The 22,051-nt window shown below is 40.5% G+C and carries 18 protein-coding genes; 6 read left to right on the top strand and 12 right to left on the bottom strand.

The genetic code is table 11. The features are described from left to right. Positions 1–18: 18 nt before the first annotated feature. Complete coding sequence (locus tag QWZ01_RS04800) at positions 19–894, bottom strand: DUF58 domain-containing protein (RefSeq protein ID WP_290322114.1); 876 nt, start codon at positions 892–894, stop codon at positions 19–21. 60 nt (positions 895–954) lie between these two features. After that, positions 955–1,950: an AAA family ATPase gene (locus QWZ01_RS04795; RefSeq protein ID WP_290322113.1), complete on the bottom strand. Its 996-nt coding sequence runs from the start codon at positions 1,948–1,950 to the stop codon at positions 955–957. Between the two features lie 212 nt (positions 1,951–2,162). Between QWZ01_RS04795 and QWZ01_RS04790 the strand changes: the two genes are divergently transcribed. Beyond that, positions 2,163–2,789 carry a DUF4159 domain-containing protein gene (locus QWZ01_RS04790; RefSeq protein ID WP_290322112.1) on the top strand — a complete coding sequence of 209 codons (627 nt, stop codon included), beginning with the start codon at positions 2,163–2,165 and terminating at the stop codon, positions 2,787–2,789. Here the strand turns inward: QWZ01_RS04790 and QWZ01_RS04785 are convergent. From QWZ01_RS04785 to QWZ01_RS04765, 5 genes are read right to left on the bottom strand one after another with little or no spacing between them, the layout of a single operon-like run. Further along, the gene (locus tag QWZ01_RS04785) at positions 2,786–3,217 is read right to left on the bottom strand and encodes a MarR family winged helix-turn-helix transcriptional regulator (protein WP_290322111.1); all 432 of its coding nucleotides are present in this window, start codon (positions 3,215–3,217) and stop codon (positions 2,786–2,788) included. The genes QWZ01_RS04790 and QWZ01_RS04785 overlap by 4 nt on opposite strands. A gap of 17 nt (positions 3,218–3,234) precedes the next feature. Then, entirely contained in the window at positions 3,235–6,531 is a 3,297-nt protein-coding gene (locus QWZ01_RS04780; protein ID WP_290322110.1) for an efflux RND transporter permease subunit, read from the bottom strand. Beyond that, complete coding sequence (locus QWZ01_RS04775; RefSeq protein WP_290322109.1) at positions 6,528–9,788, bottom strand: efflux RND transporter permease subunit; 3,261 nt, start codon at positions 9,786–9,788, stop codon at positions 6,528–6,530. Before QWZ01_RS04775 ends, QWZ01_RS04780 begins: the two co-directional genes overlap by 4 nt. Before the next feature lie 48 nt (positions 9,789–9,836). Continuing rightward, complete coding sequence (locus tag QWZ01_RS04770; protein WP_290322108.1) at positions 9,837–11,018, bottom strand: efflux RND transporter periplasmic adaptor subunit; 1,182 nt, start codon at positions 11,016–11,018, stop codon at positions 9,837–9,839. A gap of 18 nt (positions 11,019–11,036) precedes the next feature. Continuing rightward, positions 11,037–12,470 (bottom strand): TolC family protein, encoded by a 1,434-nt coding sequence (locus tag QWZ01_RS04765; protein ID WP_290322107.1) that lies wholly within the window; start codon positions 12,468–12,470, stop codon positions 11,037–11,039. Positions 12,471–12,825: 355 nt separating this feature from the next. Between QWZ01_RS04765 and QWZ01_RS04760 the strand changes: the two genes are divergently transcribed. After that, positions 12,826–13,827, top strand: a complete 1,002-nt coding sequence (locus QWZ01_RS04760; protein WP_290322106.1) for a polysaccharide deacetylase family protein — start codon at positions 12,826–12,828, stop codon at positions 13,825–13,827. Next, entirely contained in the window at positions 13,820–14,773 is a 954-nt protein-coding gene (locus QWZ01_RS04755; protein ID WP_290322105.1) for a GNAT family N-acetyltransferase, read from the top strand. The genes QWZ01_RS04760 and QWZ01_RS04755 overlap by 8 nt, the downstream gene beginning before the upstream one ends. Positions 14,774–14,785: 12 nt before the next feature. On the opposite strand, the gene QWZ01_RS04750 is transcribed toward QWZ01_RS04755, so the two are convergent. After that, the gene (locus QWZ01_RS04750) at positions 14,786–15,721 is read right to left on the bottom strand and encodes a hypothetical protein (RefSeq protein ID WP_290322104.1); all 936 of its coding nucleotides are present in this window, start codon (positions 15,719–15,721) and stop codon (positions 14,786–14,788) included. Next, positions 15,718–16,431 (bottom strand): class I SAM-dependent methyltransferase, encoded by a 714-nt coding sequence (locus tag QWZ01_RS04745; protein WP_290322103.1) that lies wholly within the window; start codon positions 16,429–16,431, stop codon positions 15,718–15,720. The genes QWZ01_RS04750 and QWZ01_RS04745 overlap by 4 nt, the downstream gene beginning before the upstream one ends. Before the next feature lie 78 nt (positions 16,432–16,509). Here QWZ01_RS04745 and QWZ01_RS04740 point away from each other — a divergent pair, with 78 nt between their 5' ends. Then, positions 16,510–17,628: a glycosyltransferase family 4 protein gene (locus QWZ01_RS04740; RefSeq protein WP_290322102.1), complete on the top strand. Its 1,119-nt coding sequence runs from the start codon at positions 16,510–16,512 to the stop codon at positions 17,626–17,628. 242 nt (positions 17,629–17,870) lie between these two features. Beyond that, positions 17,871–18,230, top strand: a complete 360-nt coding sequence (locus QWZ01_RS04735; RefSeq protein ID WP_290322100.1) for an RNA recognition motif domain-containing protein — start codon at positions 17,871–17,873, stop codon at positions 18,228–18,230. On the opposite strand, the gene QWZ01_RS04730 is transcribed toward QWZ01_RS04735, so the two are convergent. Together QWZ01_RS04730 and QWZ01_RS04725 are read right to left on the bottom strand one after the other, a co-directional pair. Next, a complete protein-coding gene (locus QWZ01_RS04730; RefSeq protein ID WP_290322099.1) occupies positions 18,231–18,707 on the bottom strand; it encodes a helix-hairpin-helix domain-containing protein in 477 nt (158 codons plus the stop codon). Next, positions 18,704–19,561 carry an HD domain-containing protein gene (locus tag QWZ01_RS04725; RefSeq protein ID WP_290322098.1) on the bottom strand — a complete coding sequence of 286 codons (858 nt, stop codon included), beginning with the start codon at positions 19,559–19,561 and terminating at the stop codon, positions 18,704–18,706. Before QWZ01_RS04725 ends, QWZ01_RS04730 begins: the two co-directional genes overlap by 4 nt. A gap of 222 nt (positions 19,562–19,783) precedes the next feature. Between QWZ01_RS04725 and QWZ01_RS04720 the strand changes: the two genes are divergently transcribed. Next, complete coding sequence (locus QWZ01_RS04720; RefSeq protein WP_290322097.1) at positions 19,784–21,091, top strand: spondin domain-containing protein; 1,308 nt, start codon at positions 19,784–19,786, stop codon at positions 21,089–21,091. A gap of 64 nt (positions 21,092–21,155) precedes the next feature. Here the strand turns inward: QWZ01_RS04720 and QWZ01_RS04715 are convergent, their stop codons facing one another. Then, a complete protein-coding gene (locus tag QWZ01_RS04715) occupies positions 21,156–22,040 on the bottom strand; it encodes an SMP-30/gluconolactonase/LRE family protein (RefSeq protein WP_290322096.1) in 885 nt (294 codons plus the stop codon). Positions 22,041–22,051 lie beyond the last annotated feature (11 nt).

The raw sequence follows: 22,051 nt of genomic DNA, 5'->3' as shown, positions 1-22,051 counted from the left end.
CTTATATTTATACGATCACTAAAATTTGCTTTTATTCCTTTGCACCAGGAAGTCGCGAAGCGTGGTATCTAAGGGCTGCGACGTTTGTATCATCCGGTAAAAAACGTGTTTCCCTAATAACTGCAGCCTGATACCCTCTAAATGACTCGTCAGTTTTTCCTGGTAAATTGAAGCCTGCTGAGTATTTACTTCAATGGTTTTACCTGTTTCGAGATCTTCCAATGTTGAGTAACCTTCAAAATCAAAATCCATCTCGTTTTTACCCATTAAATGAAACACGATCACTTCGTGTTTTAAGGCCGATAAAGAATCAAGCAGTTTGGTTATTTCGCCATCGGCCTGGTACATATCAGTAATAAAAACCAACAATTCTTTACGGTCTGTACCGGCAAACAACTCTTTATAGTGTATTGGCTGAGTAAATGTTCCGGTAGGGTTTACCTGTTGCAGGTGATAAAACAGGCGCTGCAAATGCTGCGGATCAGGTTTAGATGCCAGCGAAAACAAACCGCCCTCCTGAAAAACATAAAGCCCCACAGAATCTCCCTGCAAGTTGGCAAGGTACGCGAGTGAGGCAGCCAAAAATTTGGCATAATCTATTTTTCTGATACCCCTATCATCGTGATTCATGGAAGCACTGGCATCAATCAGGAAGCGGATAGAAATACTCGTTTCAATTTCCGATTCGCGGATATAGTACCTGTCTGACCGGGCAAACATTCGCCAATCCAGCCAGCGCAGATCATCGCCTGGCTGATAGCTGCGGTATTGGCTAAATTCCAATCCCGGGCCCTTTACCTTGCTTTTGTTAAATCCATTCATAAAGCCATCAATTACCGTTCTGGCAAGCAGCGGTAAATCTTTAATGGTCATTAATACTTTAGGATCAAGCATGCTTTGATTTGGGAGTTTGGATTTCGGATTTATTGATATGAAAACATCAATGCAGTTTTGCTATATCGTTTTTGGCCTTTCTATTGTTTTTATTAGTTCGGCAGTTACTTTGTCTGAAGTTATTCCTTCTGCCTCGGCTTTAAAATTCATTAGTATGCGGTGTCGTAAAACCGCTGGTGCCATGGCATGAACATCTTCTGTTAAAACCGCATATCTTCCTTTTAGTAAAGCCCGGGCTTTTGCCGTTAATATCAGGGCCTGCCCCGCCCTTGGGCCCGCTCCCCAGCGTACCCATTCTTTAATGTAATCTACCGATGTATTATCCGGCCTTGTAGCCCGGATGATATGGCTTACATACCTTACCAGGTCATCACTTATAGATACCTGCCTCACCAATGTTTGGGCCTGCTGTATATCTTCGGCGCTGATTACGGCTTTTACATCCGCTTTCTTTGATCCTGTGGTACGGTTCAATACCTCAAATTCCTCCTGTTCGGTTGGGTAGCCTATTTTAATGAGTAATAAAAAACGATCAAGCTGCGCCTCGGGCAGTGGATAGGTGCCCGCCTGTTCAATTGGATTTTGCGTGGCTAATATAAAAAACGGCTTATCAAGCGGGTAGGTTTGGCCGCCGTAAGTTACCTCAAATTCCTGCATGGCCTCCAGCAATGCCGATTGCGTTTTTGGTGGTGTACGGTTAATTTCATCGGCCAGTATGATATTGGCAAACAGCGGTCCTTTATTAAACTTAAAAAAACGTTTACCTGTTGCATGATCTTCTTCCAGTATTTCTGTACCTATAATATCGGTAGGCATCAGATCGGGAGTAAATTGTATCCGGCGGAATGAAAGATGCAATGCCTGCGACATGGTTTTAACGATCAATGTTTTTGCAAGTCCGGGTACGCCCTCAAGCAAACAATGGCCGCCGGCTAAAAAGGCAACTAATAATTCGTCAAGTATCGCATCCTGGCCAACAATTACTTTTTGCATCTCAACTTTTAATTGAGGCAATTTGGCGAGCAGTGTTTTTACGTTATCTTCGGTAAGTTCCAATTATTTGAGTATTTATTCACCAATATTAATGTATCAGCAATTAAGGTTAAATATTATCACATTATCTACTCCCAATATATCATGCTTTTAATCAAATCCTATTATTTTTTTGATAAAAAATCAATAAAGTATCCAAAACTTTACAAGAGATGCAAACAAAAGCCATTTCCACATAAAATATTGTACTAATTTAGGCTTCAAAATAAAAACGAATGGGTTTTAGCGGGAAATTCACCTTTACGAGATTAAGTTACCACTCCGGCGATTGGGATACCGATCAGCGTATGCCATCAAACCTGCTTAACTCACTGGTTGAATATACAACTATACCCATTGATCCTCATGAAAAAGTGATTCCGTTAAGTAGCGATGATATTTTTACTGCGCCATTCTGCTACATCAGCGGGCACAAACTGGTTCAATTTGATGCTACGGAACGGGTTAATTTTAAAAGATACGTTGAGAATGGAGGCTTTGTGTTTGCCGATGATTGTAACCACGATATTGACGGGCTTTTTGCCAAATCATTTGAGGCACAAATGGCGGCGTTGTTCGGGCCAACAGCATTGAAAAAGATACCTAATAACCATAAACTGTATCACTCCTTTTTTTCATTTGAAAAAGGCCCACCCACTACCAGCTTTGAGCTGAATGGGTGGGGGGATGATCTGGTACACGACTATTTGAAGGCAATTGAAATAAACGGCCGCATAGGTGTGCTATACAGCAGTAAAGATTATGGCTGTGAGTGGGATTATGATTTCAGGAACAAACGTTTCCTGGCTGAAGATAATACCAAGTTCGGGGTTAATATTATTATGTATGCGCTAAACTCCTAAGCGCCTTTTGCAAGCAAATTTTTCTGCATCATTTCAGATACTTCATAAAAAGTGCTCAGCTTTTGCTGCTCAATGCCAGCCTCTGCCAGTTGGTTTATTTTTTCAATTGTTATCTCAATGTGCGGTATAGATGTTGAAGCCGTTGGGGAAAGCGACACGTAGTGCTGCCTCCTGTCGTTCGGGTTTACCTTGATCTGTATCAATCCTCTTTTTTCGAGATCAAATACGATCACCGCTGTACGTGATTTATCTATTTGTAACAGCTCCGCCAGTTTATTTTGCGTTACCGGATTTTCCTGCGTGGCCAATACCAGCAATGCTTCAAAATGATGATCTAATTTGAAGGCCGATAATTCTTTTGACAGCAATTTACTGTACAAATAGTTGATTTTTTTTAAACTCTGTGATATTAACTGAACTGTGCTCATAAGCTTTAATTTTAATATTACTGCTTGTTTTTGTCTTCTTTATTCTCGTGCTGCTCTTTTGAGGCCTTGTGTTCGGCGTGAGCAAGTGCTATATCGTATTCAAGTTCAGGATCTATGTTTTGTGATTCTACCCGTTTAGCTTTTTCCATCAGCTCTTCATGATGGGCCTGCAGCCAGGCCAATTGTTTTTTACCGTATGAAACACGGGTAAACAATACAAAAAGAACAGGTACTATAAAAATGGATATGGTTGACGAGGCTATCATTCCGCCTAAAACGGTTACACCTATGGTGTTTCTGGAAGCCGCGCCTGCACCTGTTGCCAATGCCAGGGGCAAAACGCCGAGGATGAATGCCAGCGAAGTCATGATAATTGGTCTTAAACGCAGCCTCACCGCCTCAAGAGTTGATTTAATGAGCTCTTCGCCCCTGTCAACCCTGATCTTGGCAAATTCTACGATCAGGATGGCATTTTTGGCTGATAATCCGATCAGGGTGATCAGGCCGATCTGGGCGTACACGTTATTGGTAAGCTGAGGCATACTTGTAAGTGCTACAATAGCCCCAAAAGCACTAATAGGTACAGCCAGCATTACCGAGAACGGTACCGACCAGCTCTCGTACAATGCAGCCAGGAAAAGGAATACGAATACTATACAAAACAGGAATATGTATATGGTAATTGATCCCGCCTTTATTTCTTCGTAACTCAAGCCCGAAAACTCGTAGGTATACCCGCGTGGCAATACCTTTGCGGCCAAAGTCTTTAAAGCCTCCAATGACTGACCGCTGCTATACCCTTCCGGTATAGCCCCATCTACTTCTGCCGAACGGAACAGGTTAAAATGCGAAATAAGCGGTGCAGCTACTGTTGGTTTATATTTGATGATACTTCCTAATGGCACCATATTCCCAACCTGGTTGCGCACATAATATTTATTCATATTGCCAATAAGCGCCCTGTACGCAGTATCAGCTTGAATAACTACGTGGTAGGTACGGTTATACAGGGTAAAATTGTTTACAAACAAGCTACCCATGTACGCCTGCATGGTTGAAAACACATCAGAGATATTAACTCCCAGTTTTTGGCATTTCTCCCTGTCCACCGTAAGCTCAAAACTTGGTGTATGGGCAGAAAAATAGCTAAATGATGTAGATATAGCCGGTATCTTTTTAGCTTCGGCCACAAACTTCTGAACCGATTTTTCAAATGCATGCACATCATCAGTCGAGCTGCCTACCTCTATCTGCATACTGAAACCGGCAGCCAGGCCTATACCCCTGATTGGTGGCGGTTGTATCACCACCACGTTAGCATTTTTAATTCCGGCTTTGGCAATTCGTTTTTTGATAGCCATGGTTATGCCTGCTACCTGCGTTTGTGGTGTGGTGCGCTCATCCCATGGCTTCAGCATACAAAATATGGAACCATTATTTGAATTTGCGCCTCCATTTAAAATATTAAATCCTGATATAGCTGTATAATGAAGCACTCCCGGGGTGGAACTCACAATCTTCATCAACTTTTCCATTACTTTAACAGATTGTGTTGTAGAGGAGGCCTCAGGCAATTGGTAGGTTACAAAAAGCCGCCCGCCATCTTCAGATGGAACAAAACCCGATGGTTTAGATTTAAAGAGTAAAATAGTTCCCACACAAATACATACCAGTATAATTACTATGTACCGTGCATTTTTTATACTCTTTTTTACCCCATTAGAATATTTGAAAGTAACCCTGTCAAACCAGGTATTGAAATGGTAGAAAAATTTATCAAGCCAGTTTGATGATTTTTTATTAACATGACTTGGCCTTAAAAGTAACGTACATAAGGCCGGTGTTAATGATAAGGCTGTAAATGCCGATATCATTACCGATATAGCTATCGTAATAGCAAACTGCTGGTACAATCGCCCTACAATGCCCGGAATGAAACCAACCGGCACAAACACCGAAGCCAGGATAAGCGCGATGGCTACAACAGGTGCCGAAATCTCTTTCATGGCCTGGTAAGTAGCCTCCTTGGGCGACATGCCCTTTTCATCAATGTAATGCTGCACGGCTTCCACCACAATAATGGCATCATCCACCACAATACCTATCGCCAGTACAAAGCCAAACATGGTCAATGTATTAATGGTAAAGCCTAAAGGGATAAAAAAGCAAAAGGTAGATAATAGCGAAACCGGGATAGCCAGAATCGGGATCAACGATGAGCGCCAGTTTTGCAGGAACAAAAATACTACAACAGCAACCAGCGCCAAAGCTTTTATTAATGTACCGATCACCTCTTCCATTGAAACTTTAATGATGGTTACCGATTCATAAGGAACGGTATAATCAACATCTGCCGGGAATGCTTTTTTTAGCTTAGCCAGTTCGGCATATACATTTTCGGCGGTTTGCAGGGCATTACTTCCCGGTGATTGGTACACCTGTATGGTTGAGCATCGGTTGCCATCGGCAAAGGCATTACTTGAGAAGGTAAATTTCCCCAATTCTATTCTTGCAATATCTTTCAGATACACAAGCTCGCCGGTTGATGGAATGGTTTTAACGATAACCTTTTCATACTCCGGCACTTTGTTGATCATGCCGTTCACAAGTATACCCACCTCATGCGATTGTGAGGATTTTTGAGGGGGAGCCCCTGCGGAACCTGCGGCTACATAAACATTTTGTGCCTCCAAAGCCGCCTGAACATCGGCAGGCGTTATATGGTATGAAGCCATTTTTTCGGGATTCATCCAGATACGCATACTAAAATTATCGGTACGCGCACTTACATCTCCCACTCCTGGTACACGTAATATGGCATCCTGTATAAACGTAGATGTGTAGTTATCAAGGAAGGTGATATTGTGCGTTTTTTTAGGCGAATAAATAGCGATCAGCATCAGCTGATCAGGATTACTTGCACGCACGGTTAATCCTAATTTACTAACTACTGCCGGCAATATAGGTTTAGCTATACCTACCCGGTTTTGCACGTTAAGAGCGGCTATCTGTACGTTGGTACCTATATTGAAGGTAATACGCATACCTACGCCGCCGCTGTTGGTATTTGTGCTCTGCATATACTCCATACCCGGAGTTCCGTTAACCTGTTCCTCAATGGGGATAGCTACGGTTTGCTCAACAGTTTCGGCATCAGCACCGGTATATGACCCGTTAACCGAAACACTTGGCGGGGAAATATTGGGGTACTGATCTACCGATAAATTAAACAGACAGATAGTGCCTGCAATCATTAATACTATGGATATAACGATTGCAGTTACCGGTCTTTTTATAAATGTATTTGCAATCATATATGATCTGGTTGACTGAGTTCACGCGATTTCGCGATCTCGTATTCTAATTCAGGATCGATGTTCTGGGCCTCTACTTTTTTAGCCTTCTCCATCAACTCTTCATGATGATCTTTCAGGTACTGCAACTTAGCCTTACCGTATGACAAACGCGTAATTACTACATACAGCACCGGAACCACAAATATGGCAATGGTTGATGCCGCGAACATCCCTCCGAGAACGGTATAGCCAATTGTTCTGCGCGATACAGCTCCCGCTCCTGTTGCCAGTACAAGCGGTAACACTCCTAAAATGAATGCCAGCGATGTCATGATGATAGGTCGTAGACGGAGGCTAACCGCATCTAAGGTTGATTGCAGCAGATCCTCCCCCCTGTCAACCCGCACCTTGGCAAATTCTACGATCAGGATGGCGTTTTTTGCCGCAAGCCCGATTAAAGTGATCAAACCTATCTGCGCGTAAACGTTATTGGTCAGATCAGGTACGAGCAGCAAAGCTAATATTGCCCCAAAAGCACCGATTGGCACTGCAAGCAATACCGAAAATGGCACCGACCAGCTTTCGTATAATGCTGCAAGGAAGAGGAACACGAAGGTTATAGAGAAGATAAAGATGTATATAGTAGTTGAACCTGCTTTTTGCTCTTCATAACTTAAACCCGAAAACTCATAGGTGTAACCCTCAGGTAGTTTTTTTGCAGCCAGATCCTGCAGTGCGGCTAAGGCCTGGCTACTGCTGTAACCTTCGGCATTTGAACCGTCAATCTCGGCAGTTCTGAAAATATTGAAGTGCGAGATCAGCGGCGCGGCCTCGGTTGGTTTATTGCTGATGAGCGTTCCGAGAGGTACCATTGTACCAAACTGGTTACGGACATAATATTTATCCATGTCAGATACATTGGTACGGAACGCGGTATCCGCCTGCACCACCACGTGGAAGGTACGGTTATAGGTAGTGAAATCATTAATGTACAAGCTACCCATATAAGCTTGTATAGTGGTAAATACATCTGCAATGTTAACACCGAGTTTCTCGCATTTTTCCCGGTCGACAGTTAAATTGACGTTAGGCGTATGAGCGGTAAAATAGCTGTATGCTTTGGATATACCGGGCGTTTTATTGGCTTCGGTCACAAAATCATTTACAACTTTTTCAAATTGGTGTACATCATCTGTAGTGCTGCGTTGCTCTATCTGCATGCTGAAACCAACCGTTGTACCAACACCCGGCAGCGGAGATGGCTGCACCACCTGAACATTGGCGTTGTTGATACCGGCATCGGCAATGCGCTTTTTAAGCACACCTATAATTCTGGGAACTTGTTCGCTTGATTTGGTACGATCATCCCATGGAGCCAGTTGACAGTAAATTGTACCGCTATTTGAATTACTGGCATTGGTAACCACGTTTAAACCGGATAGTGCTGCATAATGCGCCACGCCTGGCGTTGTACCAATTACATGCATCAGTTTTGACATAGCATCAACCGAGGCCGCGGTTGATGAAGCCGGCGGCAGCTGGAAGGTCACGTACAGATTTCCATCATCTTCAGAAGGGATAAAACCCGATGGCTTGGCCTGAAACATGAAGTAAGTCCCTATACAAACACACAACAACAGGATCAGTATGTATCTTGAACCCTGAATGCTCTTTTTTACACCAAAGGTATATTTGGCTGTTACCCTGTCAAACCAGGCATTGAATTTATTGAACCATTTGTTTAATCCTGTATTTTGTTTACTTGGGTCTGTTGGTTTTAACAACAGTGTACAAAGTGCCGGGGTTAATGACAAGGCTATAAAAGCTGATATCATTACAGATATAGCTATTGTTATAGCAAACTGTTGGTATAAGCGCCCTACAATTCCCGGAATAAAACCTACCGGAACGAACACTGCCGCCAATATGAGCGCTATGGCTACAACCGGGGCCGATATATCTTTCATGGCCTGATAGGTTGCTTCCTTAGGCGACATTTTATCATGATCGATATAATGCTGCACCGCCTCCACCACAATAATGGCATCATCCACCACAATACCAATAGCCAGCACAAAGCCAAACATGGTCAAGGTGTTAATAGTAAAGCCTAAAGGGATAAAAAAGCAGAACGTACCAAAAATAGATACCGGAATAGCCAGTACGGGTATTAAGGTAGACCGCCAGTTTTGGAGAAAAAGGAATACCACTACTGCCACCAAACCTAACGTTTTCAGCAACGTACCAACAACATCCTGCATAGATACTTTTACCACAGTAACCGATTCAAAAGGAACGCTGTACTCCACATCAGCAGGAAAGGTTTGTTTCAGCTTAGCCAGTGCATCATAAATTCCTTTGGCAGTTTCCAACGCGTTGCTGCCCGGTGCCTGATAAATTTGCAGATATGATGCCCTATGCCCATCAACAAAGGAATTACTGGAGAAGGTAAATTTACCTAACTCAACCCGTGCAACATCTTTCAGGTAAACTAAAGCTCCCGTTGCGGGAATAGTTTTAACAATAATATTTTCAAACTCCGATACTTTGCTCAGCCTTCCGTTTACCAAAATACCTAACTCATACGTTTGGCTTGATGACTGTGGGGGCACACCTGCGGTTCCCGCAGCAACCTGAACGTTTTGGGCATTTAGAGCGGCAATAACATCAGACGGCGTTAAGCTATACGATGCCATTTTCTCCGGATTCATCCAGATACGCATACTAAAATCATCCGTAAATCTGTTAATGGTTCCCACACCTGGCACCCGCGATAAAGCATCCTGAATAAAAATATTGGTATAATTATCTAAAAAGGTAACGTTATGCGTGTTTTTGGGTGCGTAAATGGCAACCATCATTAACATGCTGGGGTTTACTGCCCTAACGGTTAAACCTAAACGGCTTACCACAGCTGGTAGCAATGGAGTGGCAATACTTACCCGATTTTGCACGTCGAGTGCCGCAACATCAATATCGGTACCTATTTTAAAGGTCACGTTCATTTGCATGAGTCCGTTATTGGTGCTGTTGCTTTGCATGTATTCCATGCCTGGTGTGCCGTTTACCTGCTCCTCGATAGGTGTGGCCACGGTTTGTTCAACAGTTTGCGCGTCGGCACCGGTAAACTGACCGTTTACCTGCACTATTGGCGGGGTAATATCCGGGTATTGGTCTATAGGTAACAGCAGTATACATACCGTACCGGTAATAACCAGTACAATAGATATAACTATGGCCGTTATAGGTCTTTTAATGAAGGTATTAGCAATCATACAATAGTCATTTCGTTAAGCACAGCACATATCGGCTGTACGCATCATTTATCCGCGACCGCCTTTACCACCCGCGGATGGGCCCACTTTGTTGGCTGTTGTAATCTGCGAGCCATCATGCAATAATTGCACACCATCAGTTATAATTCGGTCGCCCGGATTAACTCCTGTTTTTATAATAATATTACCACCGATAGTTTGGCCTACCTGCACCTTTTTCTGCATGGCCAGCAGTTCGCGTTTATGCTTGCCGGTATCTGTTTTTGCCTGCGGATTATTGATCACGGTATCTTTAGCAACAAACACAAAATACTCACCCATTTGCTCAATAACGGCTTTATTAGGCAACACCATTTGCGGTGTGGTTTCCTCATTATGAACCCTTACCACACAGCTCATACCTACCCTCATGAAATTTTTAGGATTTGGAAATACAAGCCTTATTTTGATGGCCCCGGTTTGCGAATCAACCGCGCGGTCAATTACCGAGATCTTCCCGGTGTATGGATAAAGTGTATTATCTGGAAGTAATACGGTAAATAATGAATCGGTTACTGGCTTGCTGTTTTGAAGTCTTTCAAAATGAGGCAACTGCTTCTCATTAACTATAAAATCTACAGCTATAGGGCCATCTGTTGAAATGGTATTCAAAACCGTTGAGCCAACATTAACCACATCGCCTAACTTCACCATGCTAAAGCCTATTGTACCGTCAAAAGGAGCGGTTACAATAGCGTATTGCAAATTGGTTTTAGCTGCTTTAACAGCCTGTTGAGATGATTTAACTGAACTCTGTGCATTTTGAAGGGTAATGATGGCATGATCATACTGTTGTTTGGCAACTGCGTTATATTTATTCAGATACTCGTACCGATCTGCATCCTGCTGAGCCTGCACCAGGTTGCCTTCAGATACTTTTTGATTAGCTACGGCCGCGTCATAGTTATCACGATAGATGCGCTCGTCTATCTCATATAGCTTCTGGCCTTTTTTAACGTGGGTACCCTCGCTAAAAAATATGCCGGTAATTGCTCCCTGTATCTGTGGCAGCAGGCTTACCTGGCTTAGGGCCGCGGTTGTAGCCGGATACTTATCAAAGTATAAAACGTTTTGAGTTTTTAGTTTTAATAAATTAACAGGCACCTCAGTATTTGCCGGTGGTTGCTTCTTTTTACAGGCTGTTACTGCAAGGCAACTTATTAAAATGGTATTTAAGATCACTCTGTTCATAGAGACATGTTTAGAATATTAATAAGAGATGCTTCCCATAGCTTTTTGCAGGTCAACTTTGCTTGAAAGCACCTGGAACAAAGCGTTCAAATAGCTTATTTCGGAAGTGATTAAATTAGATTCGGCTGTTATTACATTTAAATAAGGTACAATGCCCTGTTTGTATTGAAGGTTAACCACAAAATAAACCCGCTTAGCCATGGCCACATTTTTTTGAAGCAGCTGAAGGTTAAAAAAGTTACCCTTATAATTAGCAAGGGCCGTGGTATACTCTTTATTGATCTGTAGTTTAAGATCAGCTTCGTCCCAGCCTATCAATTGTTCCTGCAGCTTGGCTTTTTGCAGATTGTGTATTCGTGAGAAACCAGTAAAAATTGGTATGCTGAATGATAACCCAACTAACGAGCTTGGATATGAGTTAGTGAACAAATTTGAAAACTTGTTATTATCATATGCCAGGTTATAGTTGTAAAAAGCTGATAAAGTTGGTAGGTACGACGTTCGGTAATAACCTACCAGTTTTGATTGCAGATCTTTATTGGTTTTAACCTGTTGAAACTCGATACGCTTTTCATATTGTAGCTGCTGGGTTGTATCTATGTAGATACCTTTGATCATTTGAACGGTATCAAAACTTACGTTAAACTCTTTTTCAGACTGAAAACCCATCAGCTGTTTTAATGCAGCATATTGTGGCACCACGTTTTCATTGGCTTGCTTTAACTGGGCGGTTGAATTATTTAAAGTGATGGCAGCTTGTTCGTAGTCGGTTTCATCAACAATACCACCTTTATATTGGTGATAGGCATCACGCAGGTTTTTACCTAAACGCGCGGTATCTTCCTTTAATACATTTATCTGCTCAAGTGTAAGTAATACATTGTAGAATGATTTACTTACTGCAGAAACCAGGAATATCTTAGAGCTATCTGTAACCTGCTGAGCTTGTTTCAAATAAAGCGGGGCACTTTTTGCAGCATACAAAAGGCTGGGATTAAATAAAGCCTGCGATACCGATACGCCGGGTATAAACGTATTGGAATACTGACCCCGTTGCGTAACTCCTGTACCTCCGGGAGTAACCGAACCACCAGGCAATGTGGTATTTGAACTGGTACTCGATTGCTGAATATAGTGGATCAGGTTACCTGAAGCACTTGCCTGGGGCAGCCAGCCTGCCAAACTAATAGAATTGGTAGCTTTGGTTATTGATTCGTTAATTAATGCTTTATTTAAAGCTGGCTGGTGCAGCATAGCATAATCAATACACTGCTGCAATGTTAAAGATGTATCGTTACCATTATTATGAGGATTTAATGGAATGATGAGATTATTCTTCCCGGTATCAGGCTGGGTAACGGGTGGTAGATCAGGTTTTTTATTTTGAGCCTGTGTTATCAAAGGCGAACAAAACAAAAGAGAAATAAATAAAAAAACGCGTCTGGTATCCATACTAAATATATTCTGCGCCCTCCAAATAAGGACGACCATTAGTTCAAAAACTAATAAGGTTTTATGAGTGAAATATTAGTCCGGAGTGCTTCAAAAAAAAGTTGAAAAACACCGGTTGTTTTAGCAGGATGAACGAAGGTGATAAATTCATTTATTATTCCAGGTAACATTTTTGTTAACAGCCTAAACCATAAATCAACCGAACAATATTGTTACACAATCGTCTACAGAATAACTAATATCATATAAAATTGACCAGTAATTGCTCAAAACGATTGGTGATTTTGCAATGAAGCAACCATAGCAAATAACGCAACGTATTTGTTGTAGAAAGTGCTTTCAGGATATATAAATCATGATCATAAAAACGGGCAGAAAGCTGTATCAAAAAGCTAAATATTTATACAGGGATACTCGCCACCATCTGGGTTTAAATAATAGCTTTTATGATAAGGCCAGAGGGAGTCGCATACTTATTTATCATGGCATATGTAAGCAGAACCATACCCGCTTTAATCCCATATTTTTAAAAGTAAAAACCTTTGAGGCACATCTTAAATTTTATAAAAAACACTTCAATGTTGTATCGCTGACCGATTTTTATAAGCAACGATTTAGCGATGATAAATTTAACATATGTATAACTTTTGATGATGGTTTTGCTAATAACTATCATTACGTATTACCCTTGTTAGAAAAGTATCAGCTTCCGGCTACTTTTTTCGTGACTGCGATAAATGAGGCTGGATATGATATTTTGTGGAACGACTTTTTAGGTATTATAAGCAAATACGGCCCTAACACATTACTTTATAAAAATGAACTTTACAAAAAAGGACTTTATGACAAGTACATTCACATTAAAAACGGCATTAGCCTGGTAGAAAAACTTCGGTCGGCCGGGTTTAGAGAAAAGGCAGAAATGATGGAGCTATTATATCCATTAGTGCCGTTTAAAAATAACAAGAGTAACGACGACTACTGGGTACAGATGACGAGCGAACAGATCAGGGCGCTTTCTGCTTCGCCGTATGCTAACATCGGGGCTCATGGTTATTACCATAATGACCTTTCGCAGATAAACATTAATGATGCCTGCATTGAAATGGTTCAAACCAAAAAATACCTGGAACGCGTTATCGAAAAAGAAGTAAATAGTTTTGCTTTTCCTTATGGCAGCTATAACCGAGAAGTGGTTCAAAAAGCCAAAGAAGCCGGCTACGACCAACTATTGGCTATGGATTTTCATTTTGAAGAGGATCACTCTAATTCCATTTTGCGCGAACGTTTCACCGTAAATCCATTTATATCAACTGTTAACCAGCAATATGCTACTATAAACAAAAGGTATGAATGATCTTGTGCAAACAACGGCATATACCATTGAACGATTAAACTCCGTCAATATAAACGATGTTGCCGCGCTGCACAACATCGTTTATAATAGGGCAATACCTAAAGAATTTTTCGCTAAAAAGTACGATACAGCTTATACAGGTACGTCATACATTGGTTATATTGCTTATAATGCCAGCCACCTGCCCATAGCTTATTATGGTGTTATCCCTACGCTGATAAGTTATGACGGAGGTATAATTCTCGCGGCACAATCTGCTGATACCATGACCCATCCAAAATTCAGATACGCAGGCTTGTTCACTACATTGGCAAAGCAAACTTTCGATCTGTGTACTGCTGAAGAGATCAAGTTGATTTTCGGATTCCCAAATCAAAACTCCCTTCCCGGTTTTATAGGTAAATTGCAATGGCAAATAACAGAATATATGGATTGTTTCATGATCCCGGTAAAAGGTGGCCAGCCATTAGAACGGCTTGTCAATAAATTTTCGTTTTTAAAACCGGCGTATAACCTGTATGAAAACCTCATTTTAAAGAAATTTTTAGCTCAGCAACGAGGCATCAGTAGTTCAATATCAGTGGATCATTACAACGGTGTGCTTCGTGGTGAAAGTTATTTAAAATATAAAACTTACTCACCTACCCGGGTTATTCAGATAGATCAAAGTAAGTTTTGGATAAAATTTCAAAATGGCATGACTATAGGCGATGCAGAAATAAATAAGATTGATTTCGTCGCCACTATGGGTAAACTTATTGAACTTGCGCGTAAGCTTGGAGTATCGCAAATTCAGTTTCATACCAGTCCGAATACATCTTTGCATGCCTTATTTGCCGAGCATTACCAGCCGGTGACTTCTTTCCCTATCATTTTCAAAGATCTTGGCTCCGGGGTATCATTAGAAAATATCAAATTTACGTTTGCGGATATTGATGTTTTTTGATCGTATTTGAATTTATACAGCAGGATATAAAATACCCTTTCTTTTTTGGTACAAATACAATAAGTAGTGGATATGAAACAAATGCCCCGTGCTCTTTTTAAGTTCGCATTCATTTTGCACCTCTCCCCAAAGCAGCATATGGCTGCCTAAATTGATGGTTTTGGTAATGCTGATCTCCTTGTAACTATTTGCCCAATCGGGTACATAAAAGTCAAAACGTTCACTATTGATTACTTTGAAGGGAAGGTTTTCAATCAAAGGAGCTCCTGCACTATGGTGTGATCCCAGTTTATAAATAACATCTTTGTATTCAAATGGAACTTCGGAAACTACTATTTTACCAGTTTGTATGATCCTGGCGAGGGCCGTATTGGTATGCCTTAGTCCAAATACATATTTGTTGCCTGGTTTTATCACCCCCAACAGGTCCATCGGGAAAATATTATAATAATCGCCATCTCTGAAAGATATTATTCTCACTCGCCGAGGGTAACTATAGGCAGATGCAAAGGCTTTAAGCTGGTTAAATGAGGTTTGCGGTTTTTTATAATACTTATTAAAAAGTAAACGGGCGCTAATTAAATTAAGGTGATGAATGCGACTTGTTTTTACATTAAGTAAGAGTAATAAACCTGTATCATCATCGATACTATCAAAAAAATCAAGGTTTAAGGCCGATACAGTTGTCTCTTTTCCGGTATTACTTAAAATTGTAAAAAACATGCTGTATTGTGCATTCTGAAAATGTTTGATATTGTTTTGATTAGACAGCCAAACACCAAAAACAGAAGGATCTAAACATAACAGCCATTGATTTTGAGACACCTCATACTCAGTTTCGTTGATCTTGAGATATACCTTTTCTCTGATTGTTTCTTTTACAGTTACCGTTGCGTATTCGCGGATTTGTGTATCTCCAAACAACAACCGGTTTATCGCCCTCATCATTTTCGTTTAAAATGAAATAAAGTAAATTCATACAGATTTTCACTTTCCTGCATATCCCAGTCAGAAGAAGAAGCGTTTTTTACCTGTTCTTGAGTATACACGTATACAGTTTGCAAATGGTTGTTATAGGTTACATTAATAAGTAAAGGTTTTGAATCTACCAATGTTCGTAAACCCTCGGCAAGTTTCCATCTCCAGTTTTTTTTATAACCGTGTTGCAGCATTAGCGCAAAAAAGTGTCCCCCTGGTTTTACACGTTGAGCTAAATTTTTAAATAACAGTTCAAGATCACCTATGCAATTTAAAACCGCAAAATCAGAAAGAATGGCGTCTACCTTAATATCAAATGGCTCTTTGATATGCCACTGCGAAAAATCTATCTGATCATTTTTAAGGAATATGATCTGCCCGGTTGTGTTATTTTTATGATTCTCAACGGCCTTATTTCGCATGCCTTCAGAAGGCTCACAAAACACAACTTGATAATTGCTCTTCACAAGCCAGTCGAGGTCACGTCCGGTGCCGCCCCCAAAGTCAAGTACCCATCCACTTTTAACAGTATTTGTAAACTTTTCCTCAACCCTTTTTCTTACCTCTTCGTTCGAGCTTTCTTTATCCAGAATGGTATCATAATCAGTTGCTATTTCGTTGTAAAACGTAATATTTTCTTTGATGGTTCCTGATTTTTCTTCAATAATTTCTGAAGACATGTTTTTCATTATTTATGTATAAAAATAGAAAAAAATAAGCATTTTTGACCGTATCAAGGCATATTTTAACCCATAAATATGCAAGCTCGTGGTGTTATGATTTTTGTATTTGTCAGCTATAATTACTCGCCCAACTTCAACTCGCCAGAGCGATGGCTGAAAAGAACAGAAAGCTATAATGGCTTGATGGAATGCCTTGGTAAAAAAAACAAAGTGATCAGCTTAAAACAAATAGATTACGAAGGAGTATATGAGCATAACAACGTTGAACATCAATTTGTTAAGTTTAACAAAAGGCCAAAGTATATTCATTGGGAATTAAATAATTACGTAAAGAACTTAAATCCGGATATTGTTTTTGTACAAGGTTTACATGAGCCTTTGCAGATTATACACCTGGGCATGATACTCAATAAAAAAACAAAGATCATTGCTCAGAACCATGCAGAAAAACCAGCCACAGGCCTAAAAAAATACGCGCAAAAATTTGCCGACAGATATGTTGATGCGTATTTATTCGCTTCAAAGAACATGGGTATGGAATGGGTTGAAAAGGGCAATCTTTCATCACCCCAAAAAATACATGAGGTAATGGAGGTTTCTTCTTTATTTTACTCTGTCGAAAGATCATTGGCGCAAAACAAAACCGGCGTATCCTCCCCCCTTTCTTTTTTATGGGTTGGCCGGTTAAATGAAAATAAAGATCCGCTGAATGTGATTAAGGCCTTCCTTGAATTTGCAGAATTATACCCGGCAGCTCGTTTGTACATGATATATCATACAGAAGAGTTGATGGCCGAGATAACAGAACTGTTAAATCAAAATCCTGCATATAAAGAAACCATTGTTTTAGTCGGTCGTGTTCCTTACGATGATTTATTGTATTGGTATAATAGCGTTGATTTTGTGGTTTCAGGCTCCCACTATGAGGGCAGTGGCACGGCCATTTGCGAAGCCATGTCATGCGGATGCATTCCTGTAGTCACAGATATATTTTCTTTCAGAATGATAACTGACAATGGCAATTGCGGTATTTTATATCAACCAGGCAACCAAGTCTCCTTATTAAATGCGCTTAAACAAACTCAAAAAATAAATATCACCGAGCATCGAAACAAGGCTATGGCTTATTTTAAGGCCAATCTTTCATTTGAGGCTATTGCTGAACAGGTGTATCAGATAGCCATTAAAAGCTAATATTTTTTACAATTCAAAGTCAACATCCGTAATACCAGGTTTCAATCATGTAAATAAAAACGCCCTGATAATCGGGGCGTTTTTATTTACATGAATTGGTAATTGAAATACTTTTTTGTATAAAAACCTGTGATGCCCTTTAACTGTAAGGCATTTATTTTACACAAAAAGAGTATCAACTTTGCTTAAACACATCTAAATATGTTTTAATAGCTATATTTGTGTTTAACAACATCTACTCTATGATCAAATTATTTGTCGGCGGCTTTCCTTTGGAAATGACGGAGCTTGAACTGGTGAAATTATTCAACCTTCATGGCGACGTGGTGACCATTAAAATAGTCAGGGACAAGAAAACCAAAATTTGCAAAGGCTATGCTTTTTTGGAAATGAAAAATCAGGAAAGTGCAGACAACGCTGTCCTTGCACTTGATAATACTTTTATTGGCGACAGACAGTTAAGCGTTAAAATAAGAGAGGACCAACCAGTAATATCCAAACCTAAAACTGGTAATTTTAGCCCAAGGCCAAGACCATCATATTTTAAAAGAGAGCAATCTGCCGAAGAGCCCAGAAAAAAACGTCCGAGAAAGATCAACTAATCACGATTTCACGTATTTATTCAATTCGTACCATGGTTTCACCGGTCTATCAGCCGGGAAACCATATTGTTTGCGGTATGCCTTGCGCTCGGCGGTAAAATCCCACCAGCGTTTACTTTCATCTTTGTGTTCAATATAATGTACCAGCAAGCGGTACGAATCTTCAACGCAGGGATCGGCCCAGGCATTTACATGTTTTTCATAAGCGTCAAATAACTCAACAGCCGTTTTGCCTTTTAATTGCGTCAGCGAATAATAGCCCTGCTCTATCAATTCCAATGCAAAACCAATACCTAAAGATGGGATGCTTTGAAACTCAATTAAGGCCCCAATTTCCCGTGTTCTTTTAGCGTTGGCTTTTATGATGGATGCAATCTCATCAGGAGCCAGATTTATCAGTGATTTGATGCTTATTTTCTGCTCCTTCAGCAATTGCTTTTCTGCCGTGGTTAATTGTAGTTGAATTGCCTTTTTCATATCATAACAGATGGATGAAGGGTTCTTTGTTTAAATCGTTCTGCTCCGCCCTTTGCAGAAAACTGCTTAAAATTGGTGAGGGTCTTGATCTCATTTAGTTTCTGTCTGCCGAAATCATGGGCTTCTAATTTGTGCAAAACCTCAAAATCATTACACAGCAGATCGCTTTTCTGAAGCAGCTTTTTATCCAAAGCATCTTTGATCAGTTGAGCCAGCTGCAGGTTGGCATAAATATGTTCAGGCTTTTTGAAATAAGCATCATTCAAGCGCTGAAATTGCTCTTTTATCCAGTTTCCGGCTTTTTCAGATTTAACCACCAAATAGCCTCCCTGAACTGATAATTCTTTTAAAAATTTTTGAACATCAGCTTTGTCAATCAGTTTTGCATGATACAGGTCTCTCAGGGTATAATCCACGCGATCTGCACAAAGATCAGGTAGCTCACGTTCAAGAATCGTATAATCATTACAGGTAAGCGTAGCAATATCAAATCCATATTTGTTTAGGATTAGCGGAATTTCTGAACGACTTATCACCTCGTTAAATATGGTTTCATGATAATCCTCGTTACCATTCTCAAACACATAATCGGCCACATGCGAGAAAGCGGTATGTGAAACATCATGCAGTAAAGCAGCTATCTGCTCCTCTATCCCACCACCAAAATATTTAACCAGGAATAATACGCCAATTGAATGTTCATAACGTGTATGCTTAATAGCAGGGTTAACCAGAAATATAGCACCCCCCTGATGAACGTTTTTCAATCGCTGAACGGGTGCAGAATTAATAAGTTCTTTCAGCACTGGAGCTACCTCAAATTGCCCGTAAATTTCATCCTCAACTTTCATCATGCATTTTATATTATTCCGAAAATCACTTTTTTAATTATCAGCACATTCACAAATCTAACAAAAATCCCTTTAAATACTAATATTTTTAGCATTTAATTTATCTATTACGCTATTTAAATAAAACACACAATAAGCCAGCCACTTATATAAAACATACTATTTCCATTAAAAAAACTTGTAAGGAAAGGTTGTCATCTTCGACAAATAAGGAAAAACACAAACATGAACTACCTTAAAAAAATGAATTATTGGGCAGCCATTGCGCTTTTCCCCCTAACACTTGCTGCTTGTAAAAAGAATAATGACAGCACGCCAACTTCGGGCAACCAACAATCTACCATCACCGTTGAAAATGTTCTGAACTCTAAACCTCTTGTTGAATCTGGAACTTTTCAAGGGACGGGTACACCTGCCTTGATATTGCCGGGGCAATCTGTCTCTATTCAGTTTTCTGCTGCTAAAGGTGAGGCTATCACTTTTGCATCCATGTATGGCTGGTCGAACGATTTGTTTTTTGCACCGGCTAATCCGGGTATTTTGGTATATGATACCGATGGAAAGCCCATTGAAGGCGACGTTTCATCGCAGGTAAAATTATGGGATAACGGAACGCGCATTAATCAAAAACCAGGTGCCGCAGTAAACCATCCCGGAGTAGCTGATAGTAAAAGCATTTCGGAAGTTAAAGGAACTGATACGCAAGGAAATACTTATTTGCCAGCATCTTCATTGGTTAAGGCTACTTTAAAATACAATGGTAATTCTGTATTTACACTCACGCTGCAAAACACATCAGGAGGTACGGCAAACGAAACACCGCTTAGCCCTGGCGTATGGGCAGTATCATACATTGTTGGTGGAACTTTACAAAACTCCGCGCCTTTATTTACCAGCGGGCAACCTACCGCCAATGGTCTTACCAATATTGCTGAGGCAGGTGACAACACAGCTTTAAGTACTTACATAAAAAGTATTACCGGAATTTTCACTCCGCTATCACCTATTTTAGTTGTGGTTTACAATGGTATTGATAATCCCATTTATAAAACCGGCGAAAATGACCGGGCTAAGGGACTTAAATACATTGCCCAGCAAGGTAATGCTGATACCCTTGCTGCTTATTTGAAGGGAAAACCGGGCATTAAAGCGGTTTATGTGCTTCCTGCGCCAAATACAAGAGTATTGCTTCCTGTTATTGGTGCCCAGGCTGGCGGTAAAGTTTCACAACAAATAACCGTAGCCAAAGGTGATCGACTGGCAATTGCTACTATGTATGGTTTTTCAAACGATTGGTTTTTTGCTTCTGCCGATAATGGTATTGATGCTACCATGAAAGGTGATATATCAACCAGTATTAAATTATTTGATGATGGCACAGCCCTCGATCAGTTCCCCGGTGCTGGGATTACTCAGTTTAATTTGGCCGGTACACCTTTGCAGGAAAGCAAGCCGATTAATGCAGTTCCCAACCCTAATGCATTTACTACCTTGCCTGATATTCAAAATATCATCAAAGTTGTTCTTAACTAATTAAAACTAACAAGCCGGGGCAAACACTCCGGCTTGTTGCTTAATAGAAGTTTTAGCTACAGTTCTACTGTAGAGTAGTTCTAAACTTAACCAAAGGCATACCCTTATAACCACAGTTTTTCCATACAAAGAGTGCTCCAGCCAAAGGTTGATTAAGTAGCTCGGCTTCCGGAATATCTTTACGGGCAGTAGTGATATACAGATCGTTCAGGTCATCACCTCCAAAGGTGCAGGAAGTTACATTGGCAACAGGTAAAGGCAGCTTTAGTAGCTTTTCTCCGGTCTTAGGATTCCAGCGAGATATCTGCCAACCGTTCCAGTGTGCTATCCAAAGCATACCATCTTCATCAATGGTCATGCCATCCGGGTAGCCATCTTCTTGCAATATAGTTATAACAGGTTCGGGGGAGTTTATTTCGCCGCTTTCCTTATCATATTGGTAAGCCATTACCTGGCTTGTAGGGGTATCAATAAAATAAAAGGTTTGCTCATCCGGACTCCAGGCCATACCGTTTGAAATAGTTGTATTGGTGATCTTTTTATCCACTGATCCATCAATATCTAAAACATATACACTCCCGGCATCCGGCTTTTCTAAATGCGACATAGTGCCTACCCAAAATCGCCCGGCCGGGTCGCATTTCCCATCATTAAACCTGTTTTCTGTTAAATGCGCTTCGGGGGAAGAAAATATATTGATTTCTCCGGTATCCCTTTTGATAGTACCTAATCCATTTTTTAATGCAGCCAAAAAGTGGCCATCTTCACAAATAGCTATCGAACCAATTAACTGGTTACTGCTGATGGTTTTAAGCGATGCATTGTTAACATTAAACTCGTGTATCTCACCCTTTAAAATATCTATCCAACAAATAGCGTGGCGTTCGGCATCCCAAACCGGCCCTTCGCCTAACATGCAAACATGATCTGCTAAAACAACTTCTACCATTATTAAAATTA

Origin of the sequence: Mucilaginibacter aquaedulcis (assembly GCF_030409325.1) — a bacterium.
In the GTDB taxonomy this organism is placed as follows: domain Bacteria; phylum Bacteroidota; class Bacteroidia; order Sphingobacteriales; family Sphingobacteriaceae; genus Mucilaginibacter; species Mucilaginibacter aquaedulcis.
This window is presented reverse-complemented; position numbering and strand designations above follow the sequence as displayed.